This window comes from Paenibacillus sp. Marseille-P2973 (genome assembly GCF_018101095.1).
Lineage (GTDB): Bacteria > Bacillota > Bacilli > Paenibacillales > Paenibacillaceae > Fontibacillus > Fontibacillus vini.
Map to the genome: position 1 here is coordinate 1 of NZ_JAGQEH010000015.1, position 12,886 is coordinate 12,886.

12 protein-coding genes are annotated in these 12,886 nt (G+C 51.1%); 10 read left to right on the top strand and 2 right to left on the bottom strand.

Annotated elements, in window-relative coordinates; all coding sequences use genetic code 11:
- Positions 1 to 84, top strand: an 84-nt coding sequence (locus tag KB559_RS20975) for an IS3 family transposase (RefSeq protein WP_211020181.1), incomplete at its 5' end; no start/stop codon positions are given.
- Positions 85 to 169: 85 nt separating this feature from the next.
- On the opposite strand, the gene KB559_RS20980 is transcribed toward KB559_RS20975, so the two are convergent.
- Positions 170 to 1,114: a copper amine oxidase N-terminal domain-containing protein gene (locus KB559_RS20980; protein WP_211024760.1), complete on the bottom strand. Its 945-nt coding sequence runs from the start codon at positions 1,112 to 1,114 to the stop codon at positions 170 to 172.
- Positions 1,115 to 1,256: 142 nt separating this feature from the next.
- Here KB559_RS20980 and KB559_RS20985 point away from each other — a divergent pair, with 142 nt between their 5' ends.
- The 7 genes from KB559_RS20985 (at position 1,257) to KB559_RS21015 (ending at position 7,069) form a co-directional block, all read left to right on the top strand.
- Complete coding sequence (locus tag KB559_RS20985) at positions 1,257 to 2,018, top strand: spermidine synthase (RefSeq protein WP_211024762.1); 762 nt, start codon at positions 1,257 to 1,259, stop codon at positions 2,016 to 2,018.
- 70 nt (positions 2,019 to 2,088) lie between these two features.
- Positions 2,089 to 2,745, top strand: coding sequence for a deoxynucleoside kinase (locus KB559_RS20990; RefSeq protein ID WP_247682009.1), 657 nt, complete (start codon positions 2,089 to 2,091; stop codon positions 2,743 to 2,745).
- A 115-nt stretch (positions 2,746 to 2,860) separates the two neighbouring features.
- The gene (gene pnuC / locus KB559_RS20995) at positions 2,861 to 3,538 is read left to right on the top strand and encodes a nicotinamide riboside transporter PnuC (protein ID WP_211024764.1); all 678 of its coding nucleotides are present in this window, start codon (positions 2,861 to 2,863) and stop codon (positions 3,536 to 3,538) included.
- A complete protein-coding gene (locus KB559_RS21000; protein WP_211024766.1) occupies positions 3,535 to 4,545 on the top strand; it encodes an AAA family ATPase in 1,011 nt (336 codons plus the stop codon). Before pnuC ends, KB559_RS21000 begins: the two co-directional genes overlap by 4 nt.
- Before the next feature lie 214 nt (positions 4,546 to 4,759).
- The gene (locus KB559_RS21005; RefSeq protein ID WP_211024768.1) at positions 4,760 to 5,653 is read left to right on the top strand and encodes an NUDIX hydrolase; all 894 of its coding nucleotides are present in this window, start codon (positions 4,760 to 4,762) and stop codon (positions 5,651 to 5,653) included.
- Positions 5,650 to 6,201: an NADAR family protein gene (locus KB559_RS21010; protein WP_211024770.1), complete on the top strand. Its 552-nt coding sequence runs from the start codon at positions 5,650 to 5,652 to the stop codon at positions 6,199 to 6,201. Before KB559_RS21005 ends, KB559_RS21010 begins: the two co-directional genes overlap by 4 nt.
- A gap of 40 nt (positions 6,202 to 6,241) precedes the next feature.
- The gene (locus tag KB559_RS21015) at positions 6,242 to 7,069 is read left to right on the top strand and encodes a TIGR02452 family protein (protein WP_211024772.1); all 828 of its coding nucleotides are present in this window, start codon (positions 6,242 to 6,244) and stop codon (positions 7,067 to 7,069) included.
- Positions 7,070 to 7,153: 84 nt separating this feature from the next.
- On the opposite strand, the gene KB559_RS21020 is transcribed toward KB559_RS21015, so the two are convergent.
- Entirely contained in the window at positions 7,154 to 8,014 is an 861-nt protein-coding gene (locus tag KB559_RS21020; RefSeq protein ID WP_211024774.1) for a hypothetical protein, read from the bottom strand.
- 209 nt (positions 8,015 to 8,223) lie between these two features.
- Here KB559_RS21020 and KB559_RS21025 point away from each other — a divergent pair, with 209 nt between their 5' ends.
- Positions 8,224 to 11,130: a glycoside hydrolase family 3 protein gene (locus KB559_RS21025; RefSeq protein WP_211024776.1), complete on the top strand. Its 2,907-nt coding sequence runs from the start codon at positions 8,224 to 8,226 to the stop codon at positions 11,128 to 11,130.
- A 183-nt stretch (positions 11,131 to 11,313) separates the two neighbouring features.
- Complete coding sequence (locus tag KB559_RS21030; RefSeq protein WP_211024778.1) at positions 11,314 to 12,858, top strand: DUF5050 domain-containing protein; 1,545 nt, start codon at positions 11,314 to 11,316, stop codon at positions 12,856 to 12,858.
- Positions 12,859 to 12,886: the final 28 nt, after the last annotated feature.

Consider the following 12,886-nt stretch of genomic DNA (forward strand, 5'->3'; position numbering starts at 1 on the left):
TATTACAACCATCACAGGTATCAATGGGGATTAAAAAAGATGACCCCTGTTCAGTACAGGAATCATCTATTGTCTGTTGCCTAAGCCTTCTCTTTTTTAAGTGTCCTTGACAAGGGTACCAGTTTAGGAAACGCCGGCTCCTTTTTTTTAATTGTACGGACTAATTTAGTCAGATCGCATCTAAAGCGACTTTGACTTTGGATTCAACGGATGCATTCACGTACTTCATGCTCAGGGCGTATCCGCTGTCAGTAGGTTTTAATAAGATGATGATCTTAGTGTCTCCCATTTTCCAAGTACTTGATAAGGAACCCTCGTTGGCAAGAAGCTTAAGGTATTGATCAAGTTTTACCGCATCGATATCCTTGTCGATAACAAAGGAGCCTGCGACCGGCTTGCCGTAATCCCGAAGCGTACTATGGAACATGCCGGAATAAACGCCCAATATATAGGCTTCGTTTTGGTCGGAAATGTCCGGGAAGTAGGCCGATGCGGCCAGTTGGTCTTTGTAAAAGATATATAATTCTTCAAAGTCTTCCGGCGATTCTTGGTACAAAAGGAGGTAAATATCGCCCGTTCCGCCTTCATCGAGAAGCGACTTTTCTCCGGAAACCGACTTCATTTGGTCCGTGGTAATTCCCCATGGCGGAATAAAGGCGGTTGACGCCGGTTTTTCCCCGATCCAGGCGATTCCCATAGAAGCATCCGCCCCGATGGCTTTGCCGGTCAATTGCTTGACGGCCGATAAAGGAATGTAGGTAGTTCCGTTCAACGCCTTGGCGGGTACGGAAAGAAGAACTGCAGATCCGTTGATTTTTGCTTTTTTGCTTCCTGTGGTTACGATGATGTAAGAGCCTGCTGAATTTTTTGCCGTAATCGCCTTACTCTTGCTATCTACGGTCGTGGTATACTTTAGATCGGTTAGAACCGCCTTCATCGGAATTAACGTGGTACCTTTTTCTACGATAGTTGGCAATTTTGATGATGAAATGTTGCCGTCGACATAAAGAGTGTAAGATGCGGAAGCTGCAGCGGAAGCCGAGGGAGCGTAAGAGAATAGACCTGCGAAGATAGTCAGGCACCCTACGAGCGTCAAGTAAACTATTTTTTTCATAATGTCTCCTTTGCCATGTTTATGGCTTCGAAATAATAGGACTAATTTCTTAAATATAACATAGCCGGCGTTAAATACTATCCAATATTTCCCTGATAAACAACATTATTTTGATATAAAACACGGAGAGGAAGTAGGGCGGATGCAGGTGCTGTACGAGGAGGAAGATGAGGATTGGGGCAAGCTGATGGTTTATGAAACAGCCCAGTTGGATGGGGAGCCCGGAAGATACCGCGTTCTGGCATTTTCGGACGGAGCGGCTCAAGGGGTGTTGGATTTAGACGATCCGGAGCGCATCGTATTCGAATATCCCCGGGCCATTCTTCATCTTATGGATACCTATCTCCCGGACTACAGTGAAGCTTATGTCATCGGTCTTGGCATCGGAACAATACCTTCGAGACTTCAGGATAAACGGGTGAAGGTGGCGGAGATCGATCCCCGGGTGAAGGAGGTCAGCCGTCGTTACTTCGGGTATTCAACGACTAATATAGAGGTTGGCGACGGACGAAACATGCTGGAAAAAGAGCCGAATCTCGCCTATGATTATGTAGTTCTTGATGCTTTTACGGAGAAGGATACGCCGCTTCATTTGCTGTCGGAGCCCTTCTTCATGCTGTGCAGGGACAAGCTGAACGAGCGGGGCGCGCTCATCATGAATCTGTTTGGACGCGGGTCATCCGATAACCTGATCCGTGCCGTGCACACCACGTTAGAGTCTGTATTTTCTTATACCTGTTGCTTTGAACTGCCGCAGACGGGCGCGGCCGATAAAAGAAATATACTTCTTATGGGAGCGCAGCAGCCGATACGTTATCGCGAAAAGGAGATGGCCGGCTTTGTAGCCTTCAAACCGGAGGAGGGGTATATCATCCAGGATCGGATGGATGAATACCGATTGTGAAAATCGTGCAAGAACGATATAATTCAACACTTATGAGAGATATAAGGTAAGGGTAAAGGAGCCTAAAATAATGAACTACGGAATACCGGATAATGCAATGATAACCGTGGCGGGCACGGTCGGGGTGGGCAAATCGACATTGACTACCGCGCTGGCGAATCGGCTGGGGTTCAAGACCTCGCTGGAGAAGGTGGATCATAACCCTTATTTGGAGAAGTTTTATGCCGACTTCGAGCGTTGGAGCTTTCATTTGCAGATCTATTTTTTGGCTGAACGATTTAAGGAACAGAAAGTTATTTTTGCCGCGGGCGGAGGGGTTGTCCAGGACCGTTCCATTTACGAAGACACCGGAATCTTCGCAAAAATGCATGCCGATCAAGGCACGATGTCAGCGACGGACTACCAGACGTATACCAGTCTCTTCGAGGCCATGGTGATGACACCTTATTTTCCGCACCCGGATGTGCTGATTTACTTGGAGGGCAGTCTGCCGGCCATCTTGTCCCGCATTCAGGATCGCGGCCGCGAAATGGAGATTCGGACGGAAGTATCGTATTGGGAGCATATGCATACCCGGTATGCCGAATGGATTGAAGGGTTTACCGCATGCCCGGTGCTGCGGCTGAATATCGAGGAATACGACGTGAACGACCCGGCATCGCTGGATGATATAGTTCACCGGATTAGCGATACGATTCAGATGAAACAGATGGCCCAGTTGGGATAGTAAATTTGAGCCTGCGACGGAGAGGAAAAATATTCTTGCCATTCGCAGGCTATTCTGTTATTTTTGATAGTAACAAATTGTTATTATCATAAAGTTACGAAGTGAGGGGTGCATGATGAAGAAGATGGCGGGTAGTTGGAACCTGTTCGAAATAACCTGGTTGGTGTTGTTTACCTCAATCGCTGTCGGGTTTACCTTCATTTCCAAGGATTCGTTATTCGGGTTTACGGTGTTTATCACCGGGGTGCTGTGCGTAGTGCTTGCGGCGAAGGGCAATCTGATGAGTTATGTGTTCGGCATGTACAATACCTTCGGTTATGCCTACTTGGCTTATATTAACGGTCTTTTTGGAGAGGTCATGTTGAACCTGCTATTCTTTGTTCCTATGAACGTAATTGGCTTCTACATGTGGAAAAATAACCGCCAAGACGGCAAACTCGCTATGCGCCAGATGGAGCTTAAAGGTCTGCTGCTCGTTGGGGCGGTATGCGTATCGGGCTGTCTGCTGCTGGGATTCGGGCTTTCGTTCATCCCCGGGCAGAACTCGCCTTACATCGATGCCATTACGACGGTGTTGTCGGTGGTGGCTACCTTTTTAATGGTGCGGAGATTTAAGGAACAATGGCTGGTCTATATCGTGCTGAATTTGTTCACGGTGCTGCTGTGGGTGATTCGGATGGTGGAGGGCAGCGGTGAAGGCTTGTTGATGATCGTCATGTGGAGCGCCTATCTGGTGAACGCGGGATACGGCTACTACAATTGGAACAAAGGGGCCAAGGAGGCGACAGTATGAAGACGCTGGGATTAACGCTGGGAAAGTTCGCCCCGCTGCATAAAGGGCATCAGTTCATGATCGAAACGGCGCTGCAAGAGGTCGACGAATTGATCGTGGTGATTTACGAGACGACGGTCACCCCGATCCCGCTTCACATCCGGGCGAACTGGATTCGGGAGCTCTATCCGGCGGTTCGCGTGATTGAAGCTTGGGACGGACCGGACGGGTATTCGAACGACCGGGAGCATGAGATTCGGGAAGAACAGTATATTTTGGGCTTGCTGAATGGTGAGCAAGTAACACACTTCTACTCCAGCGAGTTTTACGGCGAGCATATGAGCCTAGCTTTGGGTGCGGTGGACCGGCGGGTGGATGAAGCCCGCGAAGTGGTTCCGGTTTCGGCGACGATGGTCCGTTCCGATCCATATAAGTACAGAGAGTTCGTAAGCGATGTCGTATATCGGGATTTAATCACGAAGGTGGTCTTTGTGGGAGCGATGTCGACGGGCAAGTCGACCCTTACCGAAGCGCTGGCGCAGCGGTATCAAACGACCTTTGCGAGCGAATACGGGCGCGATTATTGGACCGAGCATCAGGTGGACCGCAGAATCGGCCTCGAGGCATTCGATGAAATCGCGGTGGGACATATCGAACGCGAGGAGCAGGCATTGCTTGCGGCAAACCGGGTTCTATTCGTCGATACGAATGCGATTACGACGTACATGTTCGCCCTGGATTACCACGGCCGGGCGCCGGAGCTCTTGACCCGAATCGCTCTGGAGAACGCACGGCGGTACGATCTGTTCTTTTTATGCGATGACGACATTCCTTACGACGATACGTGGGACCGCAGCGGGGATCAGAAGCGGCATGTTTTTCATAAACAGATTATCGCGGACTTGAAAGCTCGGCGGATTCCCTACATTACTCTGCGGGGAAGCCTGGAGGAACGCATGCGCAAGGTAGACGAGGTGCTGGCGAAGTTCGAGCCCTACCGGAACTACTTCGGGGAGCTGCACGGTTAGAATAAGTGGACTAAAGAATATGATGCAGGCAAGGGAGTAAAATGATTCTGAAGAAGCGGAGCGTTCGCCTTTGTGATCGGATTTCTACCTCATTAGATCTTATATAATCATGAAATCCGGGAACAACAGCGATCGTAAGAACATTTTACGTACTTGCCCCACATCCATTTCAATAATTCAACTTATATAGAATCAAAACAAGGAGGCGAACCCGATGGATATGCTGGATCGCGATGGACTCACAGAATGCGAATTTTTGGAGCAGTACCGGGCAGGGGATTTCGAGCGGCCTTCGGTGGCGGCGGATATGGTCATTTTCACCGTTACGGATTCGGAGGCGGACAGCTATCGCAAACTGCCGGAAAAAGAGCTGCGCATTTTGCTCATTCGTCGGGGGGGTCACCCCTTTCTGGGCAAATGGGCGCTGCCCGGCGGCTTCGTCCGTCCGAATGAGACGACGGAACAGGCCGCGGCAAGGGAATTGAGAGAAGAAACTGGCGTAGACAACGTTTATTTGGAGCAGTTATATACGTTCAGCGATATCGGGCGGGACCCGCGAACTTGGGTGATGAGCTGCAGCTATATGGCCCTGATCAACAGCGACCAATTGGAGCTTAAGGCCGGAGACGACGCGGCCGAAGCTGCCTGGTTTAAGTTATCCTACCGGCTGTTGCGGGAGCGGAAGGAACTGGTCGAAGACGGATACGTCAAGACGCTGGAATATGAGCTCAAGCTCAGCAGTGAAGGAGAAGAGCTCTCAGCGGTCGTGGCGAGGACGGTAACAGCAAGGGCTACATCGACGGGAACGGATTATTCGATCGTATCGAATGACGGACTGGCTTTTGATCATGCCAAGATCATAGCGTGCGCGATCGAGCGGCTGCGGGGCAAAGTGAATTATACCGATATTGCGCTGCACTTGATGCCAAAGCTGTTTACTTTGACGGAATTACAGCAGGTTTACGAGGTCATTATGGACAAAGAGCTGCTGAAGGCGGCCTTCCGGCGCAAGGTGGCGGACCTCGTGACGGAGACCGATCATTACACCGAAAACGCGGGGCACCGCCCATCCCGCTTGTATCGGAGAAATTTGGAGGATTCACGATGATATACAATCTCGAAGAGTTAAGAAAAGCATATAACGCGGGAAAAACATTCAAGTATGTGTTCTTTTGGGGCCATACGCCGCCTAAAGACGGAGGCGTCGACAAAAGCTGCTTCAGTCAATGGTGGATGTGCCCGTTCACGGTAGAGGGGACGGAGTATTCCTGCGCGGAGCAGTTTATGATGGCCGAGAAGGCAAGGCTGTTCGGTGATGAGGAAATGCTGGAGTCGATCCTGAAGGCCAAGCATCCCAAGGAGATGAAAGCCTACGGGCGCGCGGTCCGAAACTTCGACAAGGAGATTTGGGACAAGGAATGCTACGGCATCGTCAAAAGAGCGAGCTTGGCCAAATTTTCGCAGAATCCGAAGCTTGGCGAATATCTCAAATCAACGAAAAACCGCATTCTCGTCGAGGCCAGTCCGCGGGACCGCATCTGGGGAATCGGCATGGGCCAGTCCAATCCGGACGCGGAGAATCCCGTGAAATGGCGGGGCAGAAACCTGCTCGGCTTCGCGCTGACCGAGGCGCGGGACGAGTTGCTGCGGAGTTAGTTTTTGCAGAAACAGTTGATGAAGAAAGAAGGGAAGATAAATGAATCGAAAAGAAATTGCCGAGGAAACTTTGGTAATCCAACGGCAAGGCTTTTATGAAGCTGATGGACGCCGAATAGACTTCGCCTCGGCGCAGAAGCATTCGGAGGACCGCAGCGAGTTGATCTCGCCGGAGCGGGGGGAAGAGCTGGTACGTGAAAGTGCCGGGCTGCCCCGGCTGTCGCAGGCCGCCGTTTGTTCCGTCGCCAATGAGGCAACGGTAAAGGCCATTCTAGATTTTGCGGAGGCTGGGAAAGAAAATGTGGGCGTGCTGAACTTTGCCAGCGCCAAAAATCCGGGCGGCGGATTTCTGAACGGAGCGATGGCTCAGGAAGAAAGCCTCGCGGCATCCAGCGGGCTGTACGAAACGCAGCTGCGAAATGAAGGCTACTATAAAGCGAATCGGGCTTGTAAATCAATGATGTACACCGATCATGCCATCTATTCGCCGGACGTGGTGTTCTTCCGAGACCCGCGATTTGGACTTCTGGAAGAGCCGGTGACCGCTTCGGTATTGACGCTTCCCGCCGTGAACTACGGGCAGGTTCTGCTTAAGGGTGAGGATCCGCTTGAGGCGGAACGCGTCATGAAAGACCGAATGCGCTTAGCGTTAGCGATCTTCGCCCACAAAGGCGATAAGCAGCTTATCCTGGGAGCCTACGGTTGCGGCGTATTCCGGAACGACCCGGTGAAGGTGGCGAGATGGTGGCGCGAGCTTTTGGAGGAGGAAGGCATCGGATCCCTGTTTAAGGAAATCCGGTTTGCGGTCTTGGACACTTCGAAAGACGGCAAGTGCATGAAGGCTTTTGAAGAGGAGTTCGGTAGCTGACCGGAATATAGTGTGTGCCTGATAAATTAAAAGAAACCTGGCCGGGTCAATTTCACCCACGACCAGGTTTCTTTTTTTGCGCATCTACTTTGCTCCTAATCTTCGAAGAAAAGCCCCTAAACTGTCCTCAAGAAACTCCTTATTTCGAAGTCCTTCATTGGCTATGATATCCTTGATCCCTTTGGCAAACTCAGTCAAGCCGGCCGTGGAAGCATTGCCGAACCTGCTTTCGCCGATGCCTTGCTTCATCTCCTCAAGCAATTTGGCCGACCCCTCTCTGTACTCCTTCACCCAATCCTCACGCCCCGCCACTTTTTTGGCGAAAGACTGGAGGATATCGTTCCAATCTTCTTTTCCGTTCGCAATCGCTTCCTGCAGCTTGCTCAACGTTTCCGGTTCGAACTTCCGCATCATATCGGTCAAGTCTATGTAATCGTCAGGTGCCCCAACGGGTCTTTGCGGGGGTGTTATGTAATGAACTTCATTCGTTTCAGGATCAACGCTTCTCGTTTTGGAGATCGCTCCGATTAACGTCATCGTATCCATAAATTCAGCGGCTTCGTCCTCATTCATGTAACTTTTCGCAATATACTCCGCTTGAGTGAGTCCCAGTTCCAACAAAGCAGTTCTTGTCTCTTCCCCGGTTATGTCATTAATGAAATTGGATTGAATGATGCCGTACACGGCTTCCTTCACTTCGGACGGCTGATTTTGCAGCACGCGATTCAAAGAATCATTGATCTGAGCGGTTCCAAAATATTTTAACGGATGATCCACGATATCGGACTCGGCTAACTGCCGGGCTGCCGGACTGATTTCCAAGGTATCGGTGTCATGGGACAGCCCCTGAATATAGCCTTCGACCAAGGCCGCCGGTTGATCGGAGCGCTGTTTCAAATGTTCATATAAATTTAAGCCGTAATGCGTCGAGCTATTAATTTTCATAGAATCCTCCACCTTTTCGTTTCTAGCGAATTTGGATTACTTCCTATACCTGATGTATCGGAATATTATTCCAATTCCTTAATGCTCGTCAATTTTGAATGTCCCCCATCCCTAAATGTCTATGAAAACGCCTCTAATTTGTCGGGTAGCCTGAGGGGTCAATCTTAGGTAGAATGACGCGTAAGGGACTGACACTAAGGAGGTTCAATATGTCTACAACTAACAATTATCCATTTCAGAACACTTCCCTTCCGCTGGAGGAACGGGTAAACGACCTGGTTTCCCGCTTCACGCTGGAAGAAAAAGTGGGGCTCATGATTCAATATCAAACCGCTGTAGAACGCCTTGGCGTGAAAGCGTATAAGCATGGCACGGAAGCGGCTCATGGCATGGCCTGGCTTGGCGAAGCCACGGGATATCCGCAGCCGATCGGCCTTGGATGTACCTGGGACACCGATTTGATGCAGCGAATTGGCAGCGCGATCGGTGATGAGGCCAGAGGTTTTTATAAAAGAAATCCGGAGATTAACGGCCTGACACTTTGGGCGCCAACCGTGGATATGGAACGCGACCCACGCTGGGGCCGGACCGAAGAAGCTTACGGCGAAGATCCGGTGCTGGCGGGCAAGCTGGCAGCAGCGCTCGTTAAGGGAATTCAGGGCGATCATCCGAAATATTTGAAAGCGGTTGCTACGCTGAAGCATTTCATTGCGAACAATAACGAGGTGGGCCGCGGCGACCAATCGGTCAGCATCGACCCACGGAATATGCGCGAGTATTATTTAAAAGCGTTCGAAATTCCGTTCAAGGAAGGCGGCGCCCAGTCCATGATGACGGCGTACAATGCCGTGAATGGCGTGCCTGCTAACCTGTTGCCTGAAGTGGGCGAGATCGTTAAGAAAGAATGGGGCATGGACGGCTTTGTCGTCAGCGACGCTTTCGACGTATCCGGTACGGTGCGTGACCACGGTTACCTGGAGACGCACAAGGAGGCGGTTGCCCGTTCGGTGAAGGAAGGCGGCATCGACAGCATCACTGACGATGGCGAACTGATCAAGCAGGCGTTGCGCGAAGCGCTGGAGGAAGGGCTGCTTGCGGAGAGCGACTTGGATGTTGCGCTGCGCAACACGTTCCGCGTCCGTTTCCGCCTCGGCGAGTTCGATCCGGAGGAAGACAATCCGTATGCGGCGATTGACGAGTCGGCGATTCTGCAGCCGGAGCATGCGAAGCTGGCGCGCGAAGCGGCGGGCAAGGCGGCCGTGCTCCTGAAGAATGAAGGCGGCATGCTGCCGCTGCAGGCCGACAAGCTGAAGAAGGTCGCAGTGATCGGGCCGCTTGGCGGAACGGTATACCGCGATTGGTACAGTGGTTCACTTCCTTACGCAATCACGCCGCTGCAAGGCATTCAGGAGAAGCTGGATTCGCATGGCGGCAAAACGGCCTTCTCCGGCGGCACGGATCGCGTCAAACTGAAGGCAAAACGCAATGGACGTTACGTGCAGGTGCAGGACGGCGAGGCGGCTGGTCTGGCTGCAACCGGCGAGGCTTCCGAACAGGCGGCGGTCTTTGAAGTGACCGATTGGGGCTGGAACAGCCATACGATCATCGCAGAATCGAACAGCCGTTACCTGACAACGGATGACCGGATCGTGAAGGCTTCAGCCGATCAAATCTGGGAGTGGTTCACGAAAGAGGTATTCCTCGTTCGTTCTGCGCAAGAGGGAGCAGGCAATGTAACCTTCTCGACCTGGAACGATACGCCGGTAACGGTGAAGGGCGACAGCGGCGAACTGCTCGTCGGAAGCGGCAGCGCGGAGGAAACGGCAAACGAGATCAACGTGGCGGGCGCTGCGTCCGTGGCAGGCGGGGAAGAAGAACGGATTACCGCCGATGTCTTTGAAGTGGAGACGGTGACGGACAAATTCCAGGCCGCGAAGGATGTTGCGGCCGATGCGGATCTGGCCGTCGTATTCGTCGGCAACCATCCGCTGATTAACGGTAAGGAAACGGTCGACCGTCCGGATATTACATTGCCGGCATCCCAAGAACAACTGATCAAAGAGGTTCTCTCCGTGAACCCGAACACGGTTGTGGTCGTGGTGGGCAGTTACCCGTATGCTTTGAACTGGGCGGATGAGCATGTACCGGCCATCGTATATACCACGCATGCCGGCCAGGAGCTGGGACATGCCGTAGCCGACGTCCTCTTTGGGGACGTGAACCCGGCTGGACGCCTGAATATGACCTGGTACAAATCGGTCGATCAGTTGCCGGAGTTTATGGACTACGACGTCATTAAGGGCGGAAGAACCTACCGGTATTTTGAAGGCGAAGCGCTGTATCCGTTCGGATACGGGCTGTCCTATAGCTCTTTCCGCTATGACGGTCTAAGCCTGGATAAGAAGAAGGTTTCCGCAGAGCAAGATCGCGAAATCGGCCTTACGATTACCGTGACCAATACCGGAGACCGTCCGGGCGAAGAAGTGGTTCAGCTCTACGGGCATGCGGAGCAGTCCCGCGTGAAGCGTCCGCTGAAGCAGCTGCTTGCGTTCCGCCGGGTGCTACTGCAACCGGGAGAGTCGGCAGACGTGAGCTTTACTTTGCCGCTGTCCGAGATAGCTATGTGGGACGTTACCCGCGAACGCTTCTGTATCGAGAACGGCACGTATACCTTCATGGCAGGGGCCTCGTCGGCGAACTTGCCGGTGAGTGCGGATCTTGAGGTGCAAGGAGAGACCATCCCGCCGCGTGACCTGACGCAGCCGGTGAAGGCGATCAACTATGACGCCTACGAAGGCGTCCTGATCGGCGAATGCCGGGAAGGCGGCAGCGCCGCCGAGGTGTCGGGGCAATCCGGCTGGATTGCCTTTGAAGACGCCGAGTTTGGCGCAGGCGCGAACACGGTGAAGCTGCGCGCTGCCAGTCAGACGGCGGGCTCCATTGAGATTCGGCTGCAGAGTCCGGACGGTCCGCTTGCGGGCCGGGCCGAGCTGAAAGCCGGCGGAGCGCAGGAATGGCGGGATTACACCGCTGAAGTGAGCGGTGTAAACGGACGCCAGGACGTATACCTCGTTCTGAATGGCAAAGCATCGCTAAGCACAGTTCAATTTTCATAGACAATATTCGAAAAAGAGTCCCTTTAAGGGGCTCTTTTTTTGTTTTGGGCCAAGAAGAGGATGGAATCGTATTACAAGCTGTTGTATCCTAAAGTTTGGAAGTAATAACAAGACTGGGAAGGGGATTGGATAATGTTTCAGAGAGGAAAGAAATATAGGATGTTCAAAAAAGTGTTAATTACAGTGAGTTTACTGGTTGGCGTCATGGGGAACAGTCTCGTTGCCGCACAGGAATCTACCGTCACGAACAGCCCGTCAGTGGAACATTCAGACGCCGGTTCCGAGACAGCTTTGAATCAAGCTATTCTTTTGTACGTCGACAGTTCCAAAGCCTATGTTAAGGGAAAGTTGACCAAGATCGACATGGCTAATCCGGAGATAACGCCCTTTGTTGATCAAGGCAATACTTTTGTACCTCTGCGTTTTTTATCGGACAAGCTGGGTGCACAGTTGTCTTTTAATTCGAAAACGGGGGAAATCACGATTACGGTAAATGGCCGGACCGGTAAAACGCGGGTTGGCGATACAGCTCTCTACATAAATAATCAAAAGATCGTAATGAGCACTACAGCCAAAGTAGTGAACGGCACGACGTACCTGCCTTTGCGGAACGTGGTCGAGGATCTGTTTCAAAAGAAGCTGACATTTAACAACGGAATGATCATTATCAGCGATGGGGATCATCAAATCACGGAAGAGAAGCTGGCTTCACTGGAACAAGAGTTGAGGCCAAAAATTATCTACGCCTCCGATCTTTCTTTTATGTATTTGTATGGTGACGGGAGCTTTCACAAGTTTGAGGTTGGAGATCAGTCTGCACTGCGTCTCGTCAATACGGATGGACGTTTCTATTACATAGGACATATTTATGGGTCAACGAATGAATATTATCGAACCACCGTTCAGGGCGAGGTTGAGAAATTTGAAATTTCGGATTCAGAGAGGTACTATTTGGCGATAGGTCATGAAGGAGATATGTATTTTAATAGTGTGGACGGTAAAATCGCTAAAATCAATTACGGTGAGAGTTCGCAGCGTGTGATTGGCAAGGGCAACTTATTTAAGGAAGCAGCTTATATCGATAATGACGTCATCTGGTTCACCGATTATTCCAATGAAGGCAATTATGCTATTTTCAAGCTTCAGAATGGGAAGAAAACGAAACTGTCACAGGCGGATTGCTTCTTGAAGTATGTTCATAACAATTGGATTTACTACAATTATTATGAAAACAACCGCTGGACACTGTACCGGATGAAGATGGACGGAAGCGGCAAAAAGAAGCTGACCGGTGATGCCGATGTAGTGGACTCTAGGATTTCCGACAACAAAATTTACTACATGGATGCTAAAACCAAGACGATGAGAGAGATGAATTTGGACGGTTCAGGAAAAAGGGCGGTTGGCAAGATGAGTGAATCCGCAGTAGAGATTTTTGATATTAGCGGAGGAACAATTTATTACACGGAAGATAATCAATCGAAAAAGTGGACGCAATCCTTGTGGAAGATGGACATCGCAACTGGAGTGAAAAAACGTCTGGTCTTCACGGACCTCAATTTTTACAACCACTGGGAGCGAATCGAAAACGTAAGTGCCTTGGGGGACTATGTGTATTACTGGTTGGAAGGCCGCGTCTATGCGGTCAAAAAAGATGGAACCGGGCGAAAAGAAATTGAATATTTCTCAAATGTGGGCGGAGCCCCTGTCATTTATAAGGATAAATAGAAGACATGTTGCCCATTTCGGCACCGGC

Excerpts from the sequence above, each read along its gene's own strand:
- KB559_RS21010 (WP_211024770.1), top strand. The coding sequence starts at position 5,650 with ATGATATACAATCTCGAAGAGTTAAGAAAAGCATATAACGCGGGAAAA.
- pnuC (WP_211024764.1), top strand. The coding sequence starts at position 2,861 with ATGAAGAAGATGGCGGGTAGTTGGAACCTGTTCGAAATAACCTGGTTG.
- KB559_RS20980 (WP_211024760.1), bottom strand. The coding sequence starts at position 1,114 with ATGAAAAAAATAGTTTACTTGACGCTCGTAGGGTGCCTGACTATCTTC.
- KB559_RS20990 (WP_247682009.1), top strand. The coding sequence starts at position 2,089 with ATGAACTACGGAATACCGGATAATGCAATGATAACCGTGGCGGGCACG.
- KB559_RS20985 (WP_211024762.1), top strand. The coding sequence starts at position 1,257 with ATGCAGGTGCTGTACGAGGAGGAAGATGAGGATTGGGGCAAGCTGATG.
- KB559_RS21025 (WP_211024776.1), top strand. The coding sequence starts at position 8,224 with ATGTCTACAACTAACAATTATCCATTTCAGAACACTTCCCTTCCGCTG.
- KB559_RS21015 (WP_211024772.1), top strand. The coding sequence starts at position 6,242 with ATGAATCGAAAAGAAATTGCCGAGGAAACTTTGGTAATCCAACGGCAA.
- KB559_RS21005 (WP_211024768.1), top strand. The coding sequence starts at position 4,760 with ATGGATATGCTGGATCGCGATGGACTCACAGAATGCGAATTTTTGGAG.
- KB559_RS21000 (WP_211024766.1), top strand. The coding sequence starts at position 3,535 with ATGAAGACGCTGGGATTAACGCTGGGAAAGTTCGCCCCGCTGCATAAA.
- KB559_RS21020 (WP_211024774.1), bottom strand. The coding sequence starts at position 8,014 with ATGAAAATTAATAGCTCGACGCATTACGGCTTAAATTTATATGAACAT.